The 16,286-nt window shown below is 60.4% G+C and carries 18 protein-coding genes and 1 other RNA gene; 10 read left to right on the forward strand and 9 right to left on the reverse strand.

The window, feature by feature from the left end:
- Positions 1-90 precede the first annotated feature (90 nt).
- Both HY2_RS13325 and HY2_RS13330 read right to left on the reverse strand, forming a co-directional pair.
- A complete protein-coding gene (locus HY2_RS13325; RefSeq protein WP_034828454.1) occupies positions 91-636 on the reverse strand; it encodes an AAA family ATPase in 546 nt (181 codons plus the stop codon).
- A gap of 3 nt (positions 637-639) precedes the next feature.
- Positions 640-1,098 carry a MarR family winged helix-turn-helix transcriptional regulator gene (locus HY2_RS13330; protein ID WP_034828456.1) on the reverse strand — a complete coding sequence of 153 codons (459 nt, stop codon included), beginning with the start codon at positions 1,096-1,098 and terminating at the stop codon, positions 640-642.
- Between the two features lie 84 nt (positions 1,099-1,182).
- Here HY2_RS13330 and HY2_RS13335 point away from each other — a divergent pair, with 84 nt between their 5' ends.
- Positions 1,183-1,530 carry a DUF1428 domain-containing protein gene (locus HY2_RS13335; RefSeq protein ID WP_034828473.1) on the forward strand — a complete coding sequence of 116 codons (348 nt, stop codon included), beginning with the start codon at positions 1,183-1,185 and terminating at the stop codon, positions 1,528-1,530.
- 6 nt (positions 1,531-1,536) lie between these two features.
- Here the strand turns inward: HY2_RS13335 and rnpB are convergent.
- Positions 1,537-1,907: RNase P RNA component class A (gene rnpB, locus HY2_RS16870), an RNA gene on the reverse strand.
- A 59-nt stretch (positions 1,908-1,966) separates the two neighbouring features.
- Entirely contained in the window at positions 1,967-2,605 is a 639-nt protein-coding gene (locus HY2_RS13340; RefSeq protein ID WP_034828475.1) for a TetR/AcrR family transcriptional regulator, read from the reverse strand.
- Positions 2,606-2,691: 86 nt separating this feature from the next.
- Here HY2_RS13340 and HY2_RS13345 point away from each other — a divergent pair, with 86 nt between their 5' ends.
- A complete protein-coding gene (locus tag HY2_RS13345) occupies positions 2,692-4,212 on the forward strand; it encodes an amidohydrolase family protein (RefSeq protein ID WP_081815063.1) in 1,521 nt (506 codons plus the stop codon).
- Positions 4,213-4,259: 47 nt separating this feature from the next.
- A complete protein-coding gene (locus HY2_RS13350) occupies positions 4,260-4,841 on the forward strand; it encodes a hypothetical protein (protein ID WP_034828458.1) in 582 nt (193 codons plus the stop codon).
- A gap of 7 nt (positions 4,842-4,848) precedes the next feature.
- On the opposite strand, the gene HY2_RS13355 is transcribed toward HY2_RS13350, so the two are convergent.
- Positions 4,849-5,388 carry a low molecular weight protein tyrosine phosphatase family protein gene (locus HY2_RS13355; RefSeq protein WP_233346828.1) on the reverse strand — a complete coding sequence of 180 codons (540 nt, stop codon included), beginning with the start codon at positions 5,386-5,388 and terminating at the stop codon, positions 4,849-4,851.
- Between the two features lie 165 nt (positions 5,389-5,553).
- On the opposite strand from HY2_RS13355, the gene HY2_RS13360 reads away from it, so the two are divergent.
- Positions 5,554-6,501, forward strand: coding sequence for a YhjD/YihY/BrkB family envelope integrity protein (locus HY2_RS13360; RefSeq protein ID WP_081815064.1), 948 nt, complete (start codon positions 5,554-5,556; stop codon positions 6,499-6,501).
- Here the strand turns inward: HY2_RS13360 and HY2_RS13365 are convergent.
- Together HY2_RS13365 and HY2_RS13370 are read right to left on the reverse strand one after the other, a co-directional pair.
- Complete coding sequence (locus tag HY2_RS13365; RefSeq protein ID WP_034828460.1) at positions 6,468-7,226, reverse strand: peptidoglycan recognition protein family protein; 759 nt, start codon at positions 7,224-7,226, stop codon at positions 6,468-6,470. The two genes, HY2_RS13360 and HY2_RS13365, sit on opposite strands and share 34 nt — an antisense overlap.
- Positions 7,226-8,128 (reverse strand): DMT family transporter, encoded by a 903-nt coding sequence (locus tag HY2_RS13370; protein ID WP_034828462.1) that lies wholly within the window; start codon positions 8,126-8,128, stop codon positions 7,226-7,228. Before HY2_RS13370 ends, HY2_RS13365 begins: the two co-directional genes overlap by 1 nt.
- A gap of 230 nt (positions 8,129-8,358) precedes the next feature.
- On the opposite strand from HY2_RS13370, the gene HY2_RS13375 reads away from it, so the two are divergent.
- From HY2_RS13375 to HY2_RS13385, 3 genes are all read left to right on the forward strand, one after another.
- Positions 8,359-9,126 (forward strand): hypothetical protein, encoded by a 768-nt coding sequence (locus tag HY2_RS13375; protein ID WP_162173291.1) that lies wholly within the window; start codon positions 8,359-8,361, stop codon positions 9,124-9,126.
- Positions 9,127-9,188: 62 nt separating this feature from the next.
- The gene (locus HY2_RS13380) at positions 9,189-9,749 is read left to right on the forward strand and encodes a class I SAM-dependent methyltransferase (protein WP_233346260.1); all 561 of its coding nucleotides are present in this window, start codon (positions 9,189-9,191) and stop codon (positions 9,747-9,749) included.
- A gap of 8 nt (positions 9,750-9,757) precedes the next feature.
- Positions 9,758-10,591 carry a heme-dependent oxidative N-demethylase family protein gene (locus tag HY2_RS13385; protein WP_051595038.1) on the forward strand — a complete coding sequence of 278 codons (834 nt, stop codon included), beginning with the start codon at positions 9,758-9,760 and terminating at the stop codon, positions 10,589-10,591.
- On the opposite strand, the gene HY2_RS13390 is transcribed toward HY2_RS13385, so the two are convergent.
- Entirely contained in the window at positions 10,565-11,158 is a 594-nt protein-coding gene (locus HY2_RS13390) for a P-loop NTPase family protein (protein ID WP_051595040.1), read from the reverse strand. The two genes, HY2_RS13385 and HY2_RS13390, sit on opposite strands and share 27 nt — an antisense overlap.
- Positions 11,159-11,313: 155 nt before the next feature.
- Between HY2_RS13390 and HY2_RS13395 the strand changes: the two genes are divergently transcribed.
- The 3 genes from HY2_RS13395 to HY2_RS13405 all read left to right on the forward strand — a co-directional run bounded on the left by HY2_RS13395 (position 11,314) and on the right by HY2_RS13405 (position 15,583).
- Positions 11,314-11,751, forward strand: coding sequence for an EVE domain-containing protein (locus HY2_RS13395; protein WP_034828468.1), 438 nt, complete (start codon positions 11,314-11,316; stop codon positions 11,749-11,751).
- 141 nt (positions 11,752-11,892) lie between these two features.
- Positions 11,893-14,619, forward strand: a complete 2,727-nt coding sequence (locus HY2_RS13400) for a glycoside hydrolase family 3 C-terminal domain-containing protein (RefSeq protein ID WP_051595039.1) — start codon at positions 11,893-11,895, stop codon at positions 14,617-14,619.
- Positions 14,620-14,995: 376 nt separating this feature from the next.
- Complete coding sequence (locus HY2_RS13405) at positions 14,996-15,583, forward strand: TetR/AcrR family transcriptional regulator (protein ID WP_034828469.1); 588 nt, start codon at positions 14,996-14,998, stop codon at positions 15,581-15,583.
- Between the two features lie 3 nt (positions 15,584-15,586).
- Here the strand turns inward: HY2_RS13405 and HY2_RS13410 are convergent.
- On the reverse strand, positions 15,587-16,286 hold a 700-nt coding region (locus HY2_RS13410), incomplete at its 5' end, for a 2OG-Fe(II) oxygenase (RefSeq protein ID WP_206741034.1).

Consider the following 16,286-nt stretch of genomic DNA (forward strand, 5'->3'; position numbering starts at 1 on the left):
GTGCGCCAGCGGCTTATCCCACGAATTCAGATTGTGCCGCGCCAATGCCGGCGACAGGTTCCGCGCCAGAAGGCGTAGCACAGGACCGTCTCAATCCCCGCCATTTGGCAGGTCAAGCTGGCCGAGCAGAAAGTCGACACGCTCTGCTACCGGCGCTTTCGGCAGCCGGATTGTCTCATAACCATGCGCAGGATAGGCCGTCAGCAGGCGGTCATATTCGGCCACGGCCTCTTCAAGGCCATGCTGGCGGCCCTCATCCGTTTCGTAGATCTCCGGCCAGGGCGGCGTGAGAAAGACGGTGCGGGCATAGCGGTATTGCTCCGCCAGCGGGGCAAGTTCGGCAGAGCCGGTCAGGTGCTGCCAGGCGGTGAGGGCGTCAATCAGGCTGCGGTCAAAGAAGACCGGGCCCGTATGCGCGCGGGCCGCCTCATGATCTGCGCGGGCGAGCGCGATCACGCAGGTGAGGAAGGCGCGCAAATCCTGCCAGGGCAGGGCGGTGCCGCCGCTGGCCTGTTCGGCCTCTACCACGCGCCGGCCGGGTTCATTGATCGTGGTGTAGCCGAGGTCTGACAGCGCCGAAAGCAGCGTTGATTTTCCACCGCCGGAGCAGCCGGAGAGGATGATGAAGTTTTCGATGGTCTACTCCTGTGGGGGAGGGAAGGAGAGTGCGAGCAGGTTTTCCCGCAGACGATCCGGATTGCCGGAGGCGAGCAGCATATCCAGGGCATCATGCTCGGTGCGCCAGAGGGGGACGGCCTGTTTCAGCAGGGCGCGGCCATCCTCCGTCAACTGAAGGCAGCGGCCACGCTTGTCTTTCGGATCTGGCGTCACTGTGACGAGGCCGCGCCGCTCCAGTGGTTTCAGATTGGCGGTCAATGTCGTGCGATCCATGGCGAGAAGGTGGGCAACATCGCCCATGTGAGGCGCGTCTGGCCGGTTCAGCGACATCAGGAGTGAGAACTGGCCCTGCGTGATGCCGAGGGGACGGAAAAGATCATCAAAGCGGCGCGCGACAGCGCGGGCAGCGCGCTGAAGGTGCAGGCAGAGACACCGGTCTCGGACTTCATGGGTGATGGCAAGAGGGAGCGCAGAATCCATGATTCGCAGAATATGTTGACCTCAACATATTTGTCAATTACTAGAGAGGGTGTGCTGAGACTCATGACGCTAGGAGACACGAATATGACCTATGTGGATGGAATGGTGGCGGCGGTGCCAGAGGCCAATAAGGCGGCCTATCTGGACCATGCCAAAAAGACAGCGGAACTGTTCAAGGAAGCTGGTGCGCTGTCTGTTGTTGAATGCTGGGGCGCCGATGTGCCGGAGGGCAAGCTGACCTCCATGCCGATGGCTGTGAAGCTGGAAGAGGGGGAGACGGTCGTGCTGTCCTGGATCAGCTGGCCGTCCAAGGATGCGCGCGATGCGGCCTGGGAAAAGCTGATGGCGGATGAGCGCATGGCCGGCATGGAGATGCCATTCGATGGCAGCCGGATGATCTTTGGCGGGTTTGACGTCGTACTGGATGCCTGAAGATAAAAGACCAGACGGCCTGTAAGCCGGGTTCTGTTCGTCCCCTTGCGGAGATCTGGCAGCCATTCCTCTGGGGTGCCTGTTACCAGACACCTCACGCGACACACCCGGGGCGCGGGCGGAAAACGGCCCATATGCGCCCCCTATTCGGTCTTGCTCCGGGCGGGGTTTACCGTGCCAGTCCTGTCGCCAGGCCTGCGGTGGGCTCTTACCCCACCCTTTCACCCTTACCCCTTCGAGAAGGGGCGGTTTGCTTTCTGTGGCACTTTCCCTCGGCTCGCGCCGGGCGGCCGTTAGCCGTCGCCCTGTTTCCCTGGAGCCCGGACTTTCCTCCAGCATGCCGTTACCAGCATGCCAGCGGCTGCCCGGCCGTCTGGTCTGGAAGGCTATATAGGGGAAAGCAGCGGGCCGCGCCAGATGGCGGGCGCTGAAGGCTCTATCGCGGGATGGGGCGGAGCAAAATGTCTGTGAGGATGGCGTCGGTTTCATCCTGCGGGAGCTGGCTGAGGCCCATGAGACGCTCAATGCGGCCGGACAGGATGAGATCTGCCAGGCCATGCACCATGGCCCAGGAGGCGACGACATCCTTCATGGCTGCGGCGTCTGAATACGGGTCCGCGCCGACTTCGGCCTGCACCAGCTCTACCAGCTTGCCGAAGGCGGCGAGGGAGCTGGCCGCGAAGGCCTCATCGCTGCGGTCAGGTTTCTCGGAGGAAAACATCAGGCGGAAGAGGGCCGGGTTGGCAATGCCGAAATCGACATAGCCAAGGCCGATGGCGATCAGCTGGGAGGTCTTGTCCGGCGCGGCAGTGGCCTGGCGGGCCTCCTGCACGGCGATCAGGCGGTCATATCCGATGGCGGCGAGCGCGGTGAGCAGGCCTTTGGCATCCCCGAAATGATGGGCTGGCGCGCCATGGCTGACGCCTGCACGCTTGGCAACGGCGCGCAGGGAGAAGGATTCCGTGCCGTTTTCAGCAAGTTCTTCTTCCGCCGCCTTGAGCAGCGCCGGGCCAAGGTCTCCATGATGGTAGCGTTTTGATGCGGCGCGCGAAGCGGAAGGGGATGAAGCTGTCATGAAGTGTATCATAGCGCATAACTTGACACTGTCTAGATGCGCCTGTACGGCTAAATCTAGACAGTGACTAGATAAGCGAGACAATCATGATGAAATGGGTAATCAGGGGGCTGTTGGCCGTAGGGGTGATTGCGGTATTGGGGACGGTGTCGAGCTATCTGTTCGTCGATCGCGAGCTGAACCGGATGTATGGCGCCTTTGTCGACGTGGCCGAGCCGGAGCTTGAGGCAGAGGCAGCGGAGACCTATGCGCTGGCCAATGTGAATGTACTGGCGCCGGAAGCAGACCGGTTCATTCCGGGCCAGTCCGTGATCGTTGAGGATGGCCTGATCCGGACCGTCGGGGCAGGGGACGTGCCGGAAGGCATTCGCGCCGTGGACGGACAGGGCATGTATCTGGTGCCGGGCTTTACCGACTCGCATGTGCATCTGTGGGAGAGCGCGAATGATCTGCTGCTTTATGTTGCCAATGGCGTGACGCAGGTGCGCGAGATGAATGGCCAGCCGAACAATCTGGCCTGGAAGCGCGAGATCGAAGAAGGCCGGATCGGGCCGGAGATTTTTGTGGTGGCGCCGCAATTTGCGACTTTTGTGGGCTTTGAAGGCGTCATGGTTGGCTGGACGCAGCGTAAGACCATTGTTCGTAATCGGAAGGATGTCGAGCGGGCGGTCGCGGCCTTCAAGGCGGCAGGCTATGACGCGTTGAAATCCAGCAGCTTTCTCAGCCGCGAAAATTATGACCAGCTGAGCGAGGTGGCCGCCGAGGCCGGGATGCCGCTGGTGGGGCACATTCCGGTGGCGACGGATCTGGACGCTGTGTGGCGTGGCAATGCTTCCGAGATTGCGCATATCGAGGAACTGGTCAAACAGCTGGACAAGGAGTTTGGCGGCTATGGCCCTGACGAGGCAGGGGCGTTTCTGGAGTTCGTTCGGGAGCGGAGTGATGATGTGGCACAGAATCTGGTGCGCGAGGGCATCATGGTGACGTCCACGCTGGATCTGGTCGACAGCTTTCACCGCCAGAAATCCCAGCTGAAGGAAGAGTTACAGGCCGCTGAACTGGAATACGAAAACCCGGGCATTGCCGAGGGCACGGTGATTGCGTCGCGCGGTATGGGCTGGCTGCCGGAGGTGAACATCTATCGCTGGCCGGAAGGGATGGACGAACGTCGGCAGGCCCGTAGCCTTATCTACTGGAAGGCTTATGCCGAGGCGCAGCACATCCTGCTCGATGCGATGCTGGCGCATGGCGTGGACATTCTGGCGGGCACGGATGCGAATGTACCGGTCATGGTGCCGGGCTTTTCCTTGCATGACGAACTGCAAGCCATGAATGCGGCCGGCATGAGTTCTTCCGAAGTGCTGGCCTCTGCAACGGTGAAACCGGCGGCCTTCATGGCTAGTAATACCGGAGAGATCAGCGCAGGGCGTAAGGCCCATCTGGTGTTGCTGAGGGATAATCCGCTGGAGGACATTTCCGCCACGCGGGAGATCGAGATGGTAATGCTGGGCACCCATGTGTTCGACCGGGCAGACCTGGACGCGATGTTGCAATCTGTTGCCGATGCGAACGCCGCAAGTCGCAAGGTGGCGCTGGCGGGAAAATAAGTCTGCAGACCATGGGAACCGGGGGGCTGGAAGATCGTTGTCTCGCCATGATGAAAGCATCCGTTACCGCACTCGCCCTGTCCCTTGCCCTTGTGGCGGCCTGTTCCAGGGAGGACGCCCCGTCTACGCAGCCAGAGGCCCCGGCTATGGCGCCGGCCATGCAGGATGAGGCACAGGCAGAGGATACGGATCAGGCCTTGCAGCCGGACCAGCCGGATGCGGCGTCGGAGACAATCGGGGGAGATGGATCGAACATCCAGCTCCTGCCGATCACCGCCGACACCGGGCTTGATCTGGAAGGAGAGCTAGGCTGCAGCTTCCAGACCGAGCCAGACAATGCCTTGCTGTTCATCGCAAAGGCCAATGTCGGCGATGAGTTCCGCGCGCGCGGCGGGATCAACAATAATGGCTATGCCGAAACCCTGACCGGCACCGAGACAGGCGGCTTCAGCATGCTGGAGGCCGATGGCGGCAAGTTTGGCGGCAAGGGCATGATCCTGACGCTGACACCGGTAGAGCAACGCGTGAATGACGGCACAGAGACGGTCAGCCAGAGCGCAAAGCTGTTGGTGCAGCGCGCGGACGGGGCCGAACGGACCTATCAGGGCGTGTGGACCTGCGGGCCGTAAAATCCACTTAAGCCGCAGCGAAAATCAGCGGCTCGCACTTTTCCCGGAGTAGCGTCACCAGCTTGTCATCCATGAACTGGTAGTCGTCCGGAATATCCAGCACGACGTGCAGCTTCTTGTACGCGACTTCCTGCCGGAAATCGGCCCGCAAGCGCTGTTCATGCTTGTCTTCCATGACGAAGATGATGTCCGCCCAGCGGATATCTGCCACCGTGATCTGATGACGGGCATCTCGCGCCGTTCCGCCGGAGCGGGCGGAGACGCCTGCGACATTCGCAAACACGGCTTCGCCCGTCGGGCTGCGCCACTTGTTGTGGCTGCAGACGAACAGGACTTTTACAGGCACGGCATCTGCCATCAGTTTCTCCCACTCCCGGTATGGCCAGATCTTGCCGATCTGACGCGCCCTGTGAAGCTTGTTATGACGCAGATAGACCAGGCTCCACTTCTTTTCTGCAAAGCCGCGATAGGTTGGCTCTACCTTGCGGTCGCCATTATGATGGCGGGCAGCCGCACGGCGTGCCGCCCGATTAGCGGGGTGTGACATGGTATATTCCTCATGCTGTCGTGGGGTCAGCAGCCGCGGCAACACGGGAATGTGGCGTGTATATAACTCAGGCGCGGGCGGTGTTCAACTCCCGCTTTAACGCTTCAGGGGTGGGAGAGGGGCCGGAATTGCCCCATATATTGCAGAATTCCCGGAGTGCCCTGCATGCTGAAATACCTTCGAAAGCTGCCCATTCCAGAGCCGGTCATGCACTGGCTGCTCGAGCCGCTGTGGTGTGCGATGGTCAGGCTGTCCAAGCCGGAAGTGCGGATTGTGACGGGGGGCATCAGCTTCTATGCGCTGTTTTCCATCTTCCCGATTGTCTATCTGACGCTGACCCTGCTGTTCACGTTGTTGCCGCGCGAGATCAGCCAGCATCTGGCCGATACGGTGGACCAGGTTCTGGTTTCAGCCGTGGCCCCGCTCAGCAAGGCAGACCTTGATACGATCCATGAATCGACGCCGCAGGTGATCACCTTTCAGGCGCTGATTGCGGTGATCGTCGTGTTCTATACGGCGAGTTCCGGGGCAAAGGCGGCGATCACGGGCATCCGCATGGTGGCGGGCAGTGAACGGCGCACAAGGATCATCCGCTTTCAAGGCGTGTCCATCCTGATGACGGCGCTTTTGATCCTGGCGGTGTGGATTCTGGGCGCGTTGCAACTGATCATGTCTGTCGTGACAGAGCGTGACGGTTTTATCGCATTCGATCTGGCGCAGACGATTTCCGACATTGCCGCGCAATTGTGGCTGGGGAAGGGGATTGCGTGCTTTGTGATCTTTTATCTGATCATTGCCCTGTCGCTCAGCGGGCGGGTCAGCGGACACAGGGCGAAGGCGCTGGGTGCAGCGGCGGGGGCACTGGCCTGGCTGGTCGCGACCTGGGGCTATCACCTCTATCTGAAATTCACCGCGCTGGACACGTTCTATGGTGCGTTGTCCTCTGTTATCCTGGGCTTCATCTGGCTGTCCGTGTCCGTCTCATCGCTGCTGTTCGGCGCAGCGCTGGCGGTTGAGTGGGCAGCGCGGATGCAGAAGGAAGACGTCATCGCCGAAGATGACGAGGAAGATATCTCGGTTCAAGAAGAGGAAGAGGCCTCCAGCCCCGTATGAATCTGTGCGATCCGGGCCAGCGTGCCTGCATCGGTATGTCCGGTCAGCTGCAAGGGCAGCCAGCGGCGTTGAAAGGCGCGCACGATGCTCGCCGTTTCATCGGAATAGATGCCATCTACGGCCAGTTCATAGCCGATGCCTCTGAGAACACTCTGCAGGTGCTCGACATGCTTGCCGGTATCACCAGGTAGCAGGCTTCCACCATCGCGGCCTGACATGGCAGGCAGGTCAGGCCAGTAGCCGATACCCTCTGCGGCGAGACGGTCCCACGGGAAATGCTCGCCCGGATCAATTTTGCGCGCCGGGGCAATATCCGAATGCCCGACAATACGGGACGGTCGAATGGCGTGGCGCGAGAGGATGTCTTTCGACAACGCGATGACGGCGGCGATCTGCGCATCCGGATAGGGCGGCAGGCGGCCATTCGGCAAAGGGACATCATGCCCGCCATTGACGATTTCGATGCCGATGGAGCGGGAGTTCAGATCGTCATCATCCTGCCAGCGGGAGACCCCGGCATGCCAGGCGCGCTGGTCTTCCTGGACCAGCTGGGTGATGCGGCCATCTTCCCAGACCATGTAGTGGGCGGAGACTTCAGCGGCAGGATCGCACATGCGCTGCAGGGCGGCCTCGCCGGACTCCATGCCGGTATAGTGCAGCACCAGCATGTCGAGCGCGTGGCGGCGGGCGTTGAAGTTCGGGCTCTCCACGCTGTCTGTCTGCATTAGCTGCCTCCTGAGCCCATTTTCTCCACGATGGAGGCTTCCGGCAAGCGCTGGTTCTGGCGCACGGCGATGACAAAGACGCCAGACAGGGAGATGACAGAGCCAAGCACCAGCCGCGCCGTGATCGGCTCGTTCAGAAGGATGATGCCGAAGATGACGCCCCAGACCGGGGTCATCAGCGTGAGCGGGGAGAGCAGCGAAATGTCGTATTTCTTGATCAGGGAATAGAAGGCGCCATGGCCGAAGATCGACACGCCTGCCACCGCGAACAGCCAGGCCAGGCCGAGCTGCCAGCCGCCGCGCATGAGAGACTCGATCTGCCCGGTTTCCAAAAGACCGGACGTGATGAAGAGCGGCGCGAAGCTGAACAGGCCGACCCAGGCCTGCAGCTGTAGCGCCTTGATGGGGGCCATGCGCTTCATCAGAATGCCCCCGATCGAGCCGATAAAGGCGGCGATGGTGATGTAGACCAGGCCGATGGAGATGGTGAAGCTGCCGGGATCAAAGGCGATCAGCACGACCCCCGCAAAAGACAGCATGATGCCGAGGCCGCGCCGCCAGCCAATCGTCTCGCCCAGAAAGGCCATGCTCATCAGCGTAGAGAAGGGCGCGCCGAGCTGTCCGGTGATCGAGGCTGCGGACGCCTCCGCATTCTGAAGGCCCAGGAAGAGCAGGGCAAAATGTACCGCGCCGATGAACATCGCGATCAGGAACAGCATTCGCAGGTCTTCCGGTCTTGGCCGCAGAAAAGCGAGCAGGAACAGCGCGACACCGGCAAAGCGGGTCGCGGCAAAGAAGATCGGCGGCACGCCAATATCGGCCACCACCCAGCGTGTGATGACCAGGTTCAGTCCCCAGACGAGGCAGACGGCGAAAAGCAGCATGAAGTCACGAAAGTTCATGCGGGTGGCGTTAGCAGGATTTGAGCAGGCTGGGCAGAGAAAAGCGCGCTTTCTCTTTTGATTGTCTCTTTAGGCGTCGTGACAGAAAAGAGAGAGGGAGGCTCTGCCCTAATTGCGCCGGAACTGAGCGGTATCTGACGCGCTAAACAAGTGTTAATAAGGTGTTATAACGGGCTTGGGAGGCCTTGCCGGGAGAGACTGGCGGGCGTGGTGCAGACAGGAGAAGTGATTTGATGGGACTGATTTGGTGGATCCTGCCGGCAATTGCTGCGGTCATTGGCCTGATGCTGTTGTTTGCGGGCTTCGGGAAGCTGGCCAAGCTGAAAGCGGGATCGGGCTTTTTCCGGCTCGTCTTCGGTGTGGGATTTCTGGGCCTGGCGGGCGTGGTTGCCTTTGCGGGCCTCAATCTGCAGACCTATAAGCGTCTGACCAAGGAACGCTACGCCGCCAATATCAAATTCGCCGCCTTGCCGGGCGAGGACAATGCCTATGCGCTGGACATGACGCTGTCGGATGGCACCAAGCTGGTTCAGGCCGATGGTACGCAGCCCGTGCTGCGCGGCAATCAGTTCGAAGTCGGCGCGCAGGTCATCAAGTTCAAGCCGATGGCCAACATGCTTGGTTATGATTCCATCTACCGGCTGGACTATATCGAGGGCCGCATGTCGCGCCGCTTCACGACGACGGAAGTGACCGAGGCCACGACGAATGGCATCGCTCTGGCGGAAAATCCGGGTCTGGATGTCTATACGCTTGCCGAGAAACAGGGCGGACGGTTTGGTATTGATGCCGATTATGGCTCTGCCACCTATCAGCCGATGGGCGACAAATTCGAATATGTCGTCAACATTTCGCAGGATGCCCTGATCGCCCGCCCGACCGAGGGCACGAAGACGCTGATCCAGCGCCAGAAATATCCCGGCTACAGCTCGGTCTCCACGCCTGTCGATACACCGGATACAGATGTTCCACCGGGTGATCTGGAGGGCGGCCAGTGAACCCGTGGGAGCGTTACGTCGTTCCGCATGTCGTTTCATGCGCGTGCCAGACGAAACCGATCATGAAGCAGCGGGAAAAGATTGTTCCGAAGGCGGAGGGGCAGGTTCTTGAGGTCGGCTGCGGCTCCGGCACGAATTTTCGCTATTATGACGCCAGCAAGGTGGAGCATCTTTATGCGCTGGAGCCATCCGAGGTGATGGTGAAGAAGGCGCGCCGGGAGGCTGGCGCGCTGGGCATAGGCAATCATATCGAATTCCTGCAAACCGGCGCCGAAGCCATTCCGCTTGAAGATGACAGCATCGACACGGCGGTGATCACGTTTGTATTGTGCACAATACCGGACTGGGAGGCGAGCCTGCGCGAGGTGCGCCGTGTGCTGAAGCCGGATGGCAAGATCCTGTTTTCCGAGCATGGCCTGGCGCCCGATAAGGGCGTTGCGAAATGGCAGCGCCGCATAGAGCCCGTGTGGAAACCTCTCGGTGGTGGGTGCCATCTGACGCGCGACACTGAAGCGATGTTTGCCGCTGCGGGCTTTCGTCTGGACGGAGCGGAGACGATGTATCTTCCGTCCACGCCCAAAATTGCAGGCTTTGTCAGCTGGGGCGCGGCAGTGCCCGTCTGAGACTCGTAATGCGCGCGCCGCCCTATCTGCCTTTTCTGAGCGGTCCGCCGGGGCTTGCGCCCGGCCTGAAGCCGGTTGCTCGCGAAGACTGGCTGACCCCCGACAGTGAAGCAGAGGCCTGGCTGGGGCCGAAACGCGACCTGATGCGCACCCGCCGCATTGAGGTATTTGCCGCTCACGGAGCAGAGGCCGAGATGGCGGAGGCGGCGGCGCTGGTGCTTAGCGCGCTGGAACAGGGAACGTGCGAAGGCGAATGGCCGACGCCGTTGGAGGCCGCTGCCGCGGAGGTTTCCGATGATCTCTGTCTGATGGTGCGGGGAGAAGACGGGCTGTGGCGATTGCAGGCGGCGAGCCTGTGCGGGCCGACCTTCTGGCGATTGTCTGACAAGATGGGGGAACCGCTTGGCGGGCTGCATGCGCCTGTGCCGGGCGCTGACCCGGATCTGGTGCGGCGGATTTCCCGCATCTTTGATGGCCTGCAGCCGGACCTCATTCTGGAGCGCTTCAACTGGACCGTTCAGGCGGGCGAGGCGCGCTTCACGCCCAGCTCATCGCCGCTGAAGGCATTGGCTGCAGAGACACCGGAGGATGCTGCACTGCACATGCTGTATCTGCGCGTGGAACGCCAGACGATCACCAAACTGCCGGAGACAGGCGCTGTGCTGTTCACCATCCGTATCGTGGTGGACCCGCTGCGCGCGGCGCTTGCCGGGGAAGGGGCGGCGGAGGCGTTCAGTGCCGCCTGGCAGGGCATCACGCCGGAGATGGCAGACTATAAAGGCTGGGCCGCGTATGACGGTCTCGTCCGCGCAGCGCTAAGACAGTTGGGCAGGCGCGCCTGAGAGAGTGAGCAAACCTGTCATTTCTTTCCGGGAGCGGAATACGAGAACAGGCACGTCTGGCCCATGCGTGTCGAGCCCTTCAATGATACGGGGGGAGACGGTCTGCTCGAACGTCCAGATGAAATGCAGGAACTCCGCATCGAGTTTCTCCGGGCACCCTTGCGCCATGCCGGGACGGGTTTGCCCGCGATATTTCAGCCACCGTCTGGTTACGCCGCTGATGCAGGCGAGACGCGGCAGGCGCGGCCAGAGGACAAGGTCTGCGCGTGGCAGGCGTAGGTCAAATGTTTTCGGATTCGTGCCGTCCATCACCCAGCGGTCTTCCTGAACCAGTTTGGCGATCATACTATATTGTTCTGCATCGTCGCGCTCGACCCAGCCCGACTGCCAGAGGACTTCCTGGTCAAGCGTGATGCAGCGCAGGCCGAATGCGTCGGAGATGGCGCGGCCAAGCGTCGTCTTGCCTGAACCGCTGCAGCCGATAATGAGAACACGGTACGCCGTCTGCAGCCTTGCGGCAGCCTCTGTCAGGGAGATGTAGTTGGGCATGGCGATCTGTCTCGGCATGTGCAGGACAGAGCGTTTTAGCCAGCCGCCGGGGCAGCGCAAGGGCTGAACGCTTATGTCCGAAGGGGCGTGCAGCTGGGCTTGCATCGGGGGCCGGGTGGACGTGGCCCGGAATCCGATTAGGTCTGACAAAGTGAAATGCGAAGAGGCACATCATGAAATACTGGCTGTTCAAATCCGAACCGGACGCCTGGAGCTGGGAGCAGCAAAAGGCCAAGGGCGATGAGGGCGAGGAATGGTCCGGCATCCGCAACTATCAGGCGCGCAATTTCATGCGCGACATGAAAGTCGGCGACCGGGGCTTTTTCTATCACTCCAACAAGGGGCTGGAAGTGGTCGGCATTGTCGAGATCTCGGCCGAGAGCGCGCCGGATTCCACGACCGATGATGAACGCTGGGACTGCGTGCATGTGCGGGCGCTGGCCGACATGCCAAAACCGGTGAAGCTGAAAGAAGTGAAGGCCAATCCGAAGCTGGAGGAGATGAGCCTGGTGACGTCTTTCCGCCTGTCCGTTCAGCCGGTGAAGGCCGATGAGTGGACGGAAGTCTGCCGCATGGGTGGAATCAATCCGAAGACTTTGAAGCCGGTATAGGGCCCGGATTGCGACCCCCGCGAAAAAGGCCAAAAAGCGTCTGGCCTTAAAAATGTTAGCGTGCAACAATGCTCTCAAATGTGGGGGGCGTCTGGCTGTTTCTGTGCCCTCCTTATAATCCAGAGGGAGCAGGAAATAGCCATGTTGAACCGGAAATTATTCAATAAATTCAGCCTTATGGGGGCAGTCGCATCGCTTGCATTGGTGGCGGCCTGTACCAGCACAGAGCCTGCCGAGGCACCTGTTGCCGCGCTGGATGCGCCAGAAGCGACAGAGCCCGCGATTCTGCCCTATATGGACGCCTCCCTCAGCCCAGAAGAACGGGCAAGGGATCTGGTCAGCCGCATGACACTGGAGGAGAAAGCGGCCCAGATGTATGACAAGGCTGCCGGCATTCCGCGGCTTGGCATCCACGAATACAATTGGTGGAACGAGGCCCTGCACGGCGTCGCCCGCGCGGGCCATGCCACGGTGTTCCCGCAGGCGATCGGCCTGGCGGCGACCTGGGATGAAGACCTGATGCTGGACGTCGCCACGACGATTTCAGACGAGGGCCGCGCCAAGCATCATTATTATGCGTCTGAAGATGTCTACGCCATGTATGGCGGGCTGACCTTCTGGTCGCCCAATATCAACATCTTCCGTGATCCGCGCTGGGGCAGGGGACAGGAAACCTATGGCGAGGATCCGTTCCTGACGGGCCGCATGGCGGTGAATTTCGTCAATGGCATCCAGGGCGATGACGACAAGTATCTCAAAGCCGTCGCGACGGTAAAGCATTATGCCGTCCATTCCGGGCCGGAACCGTCGCGCCACCGCGATGACTATCATGCAAGCGACGCAGATCTGTGGGAAACCTATCTGCCCGCCTTCAAGATGGCGTTTGACGAAACCGATGTCGGCTCTGTCATGTGCGCCTATAATGCCGTCTGGGGCGCGCCGGCCTGTGGCAGCGAGCGGCTGATGGTTGACCTCTTGCGCGGCGAACTCGGCTTTGACGGCTATGTCGTCTCCGATTGCGGCGCGATTGGTGACTTCTATTATGATGAGGCGAAGCAGGAAGCCGGCGAAGCGCCCTATGTGGCGCATGATTATGTCGACACGCGCGCAGAGGCGGCGGCCCTGTCCGTGAAGATGGGTACCGACCTCAATTGTGGGGACGGCTTTGGCAACAAGATGGACGCGCTACCTGACGCGGTCGCGCAGGGGCTGATCGATGAGGCAACCATCGACCAGGCGGTCATCCGTCTCTACACGGCGTTGTTCAGGCTGGGCATGTATGATGACCCGGCCATGGTGCCATGGGCGAATCTGTCGCTGGATATTGTGGCGAATGACGAACATATCGCGCTGTCCGAAAAGACGGCGCGGCAGTCTCTGGTATTGCTGAAGAATGATGGCATCCTGCCACTGGCGCCTGAAACTAAGGTGGCCGTGATCGGTCCGAATGCCGACAATTGGTGGACGCTGGTGGCGAACTATTATGGCCGTCCGACACAGCCTGTCACTGCGCTGGAAGGCGTGACCGCGAAAGTGGGCGCAGAGAATGTAACCTATGCGGTCGGATCCACCATCGCGGGCGACAATTATTCCGACTACAAGCCGGTGCCGGCCTCTGTCCTGTTCCATGAGAATGAGGCAGGCGAATTGGTGCCCGGCGTGAAGGCGGCCTATTATGTCGAGAAGGATCTCTCCGGTGACCCGGCAGTCGAGACAGTAGAAGACAAGATCGATTTCTATTGGGACCGCACGCCGAGCACGGGTGGGCTGAATGATGAGTTCGGTGCCATCTGGGACGGCGTGATTGTTCCGGAGACGGATGGGGTCTACCGGTTCCAGCCGTCGCGCTGGTCCACAGTGGAAATCAACGGCCAGGAAGTGGGCGAACGTGACGACATCGCGATGACAGCGGGCGAGCCCTATAGCGTGAAGATGACGCTGAAATTCGACAGTGGCTGGCCGCGCGACCAGTTGGACAAATATGCCTATCTGAACTGGACGGATGTCTCGCGGGATCTGAAGGCCGAGGCCATGGCCGCAGTGGAAGACGCCGATGTCATCCTGTTTTTTGGCGGCATTGATGCCAATCTCGAAGGCGAGGAAATGGGTGTCGAGCTGGAGGGCTTCCTGGGCGGAGACCGCACGAACATCAAGCTGCCTGAAAGCCAGGAGAGCTTGTTGAAAGATCTGTATGCGACCGGAAAACCCGTCGTGATGGTAAACTTCTCCGGTTCTGCCATGGGGCTGAACTGGGAAAGCGAGAATTTGCCGGCCATTGTCCAGGCTTTCTATCCGGGGGAGAAGGCAGGCAATGCCATCGCAGACCTGCTATGGGGCGAGTACAGCCCGTCCGGCCGTCTGCCGGTGACATTCTACAAATCGGTAGATGACCTGCCGGACTTTGGCGATTATTCGATGCAGAACCGCACCTATAAATATTATGAGGGCGAGCCGCTTTATCCGTTCGGGTATGGCCTTTCCTATACCAGCTTCGGCTATGATGGCCTGTCCGTGCCGGAAAGCCATGATGCGAGCCAGCCTTTGCCGGTCAGCGTGACGGTTACCAATACGGGCGACATGGCCGGTCGCGAAGTGGTGCAGGCCTATATTCAGCACAAGGAACGGGCAAACCCCTCCGTGCCGAAGGTTGAGCTCATCGCATTTGATGTCGTGGAGCTTGCACCGGGTGAGACGCGGACAGTGACGTTCGAACTGTCTCCGGACCGGCTTGGCTATTATGATACGGACGGCAAGTTCGTGACGCCGATCCGCGGAGAGGCGGTTATCTCTCTGGGCGGGGGCCAACCGGGTTATACTTCAGAGACGGCAGGTGCCTCTGCCACGGTGCGGTTCACCGCAGAAAACTAAGGCTGCGGCCCTGTCTGTTTCCTATGGTGCGGGCAGGGCCACGTCTTCCCGATAAGGCGCGTCTACCGACTTGTCATTTCCCTCCCAACCTGTAATTCTAATTACAGGTTGGGAGGGAATCTGATCGTGTCTGCTATGCGCTGTGACGGCTATGGTCTGCTTGGCTATTTATCCCTGAATCAAGACGACCGCGCGCGCAGGCAAAGAACCTGCTCGCGCGGTCGTCCCGCGTCCCACTATGGCAATGCGGTTTCGGAAAGCCACCCAGCCTGTTGTCGTGATGGTGGTGCCGTTCCGGGTCTCGCGGACCCGAAAAAGTCCACATTGGTAATTTAACATACCACTGGTATGTTAAATGGACAACTGAAAAGCCGCCATGCCTAAGCCACGTGCCCGAAAAGCCCTCGAAACGCGCACAACCATCCTGAGAGCTGCTCGAAAAAGGTTCTCGGAGGATGGTTATGAGGCCAGCATTTCCAGCATTGTCGTTGAGGCAGGTATCACCAAGGGCGCTCTGTTCCACCATTTCGAGAACAAGCAGAATCTCTATTATGAGGTCTGGCGTGATCTGCAGATCACAATGGATAATGAAACCCGCATCGCGGCCATGAAGGCCATGTCCGATGAGGACCCCTATGCCGCCTTTCTTGCAGGCGCGCGGGTCTATTTTGATTGGGTGATGCGCGAAGACTATCAGCGTATCGTGTTACTGGAAGGTCCGCGGGCCCTGGGCCTGGCGGAATGGTATGAGGCTGATCACGATCTTGGCCAAAAGAATGTACGGGGCGGTATTCAGTATCTGGTCGACAAGGGGAAGATCGCTCCGGAACGGGCTGATGCTTCGGCCATGATCGTGCAGGGTGCATTGAACGGTTCAGGCTTTGCCTTAGCGCGCCGGGAAAATACCGTGATGCTTGAGCGTGTGCTGGAAGTTTTCGAGATCATGCTGAGAAGCCTCAAATAGGCATCAACTGATCGGGATGACCTTTCCGTCAATCGCCTGATTCACGCGCCACCAGCCGGCAATGCCATAGCGCTTCTTCGTGGTCGGCTGCACTGCGTGCGGAATGGTTTCTGACAGCATCAGCACCACGCCGCCGCCTTCCGGCACCAATGTCGCGACAGGGGCGTCGTCTTCGCTCGCGCGTTCCGGCCACACGACCAACGCGCCGCCATCTTCTGCGCTCCACTGATCATTGAGATAGACAACGAGCGAGACGATGCGGTTCTTCGCGCCTTCGAAACTGTCAAGATGCCGGTCATAGAAGCCGCCTTCCGGATAGACGGCATAGCAGGCCTCGAATTCGAACAGGCCCAGCAGCAGCGAGCGGTTCAAGGCTTCGCGAAGATGCTCGGCCCAGTCGGAAAAGGCCAGCTGCGCCGGGCTGGAATCGTTCAGCCAGGTGATGCGCGTCTTGCGGATGGAGTGATCGACCTGAAAGGCATCTTCGCGGCCAATCCCAGCCGGGGCCAGCGCGGCCTCTGCCTCCAATGCGTGAATCTCGTCACGCAGAGCTATCAGGAGGGCATCCGGCAGAAGGCCGGGCTGCCAGGACCAGCCCTTGCTGGCCAGGTCTTCAATCACGCAGCCGAGACGGTTGTCGCCTGGCAGGGGGAGGGGTGCGGTCATGCGGGGCTGGTTTTTTGGGGCACTCTGGGGGGGGGGG

The organism is Hyphomonas pacifica (assembly GCF_000682675.1).
Lineage (GTDB): Bacteria > Pseudomonadota > Alphaproteobacteria > Caulobacterales > Hyphomonadaceae > Hyphomonas > Hyphomonas pacifica.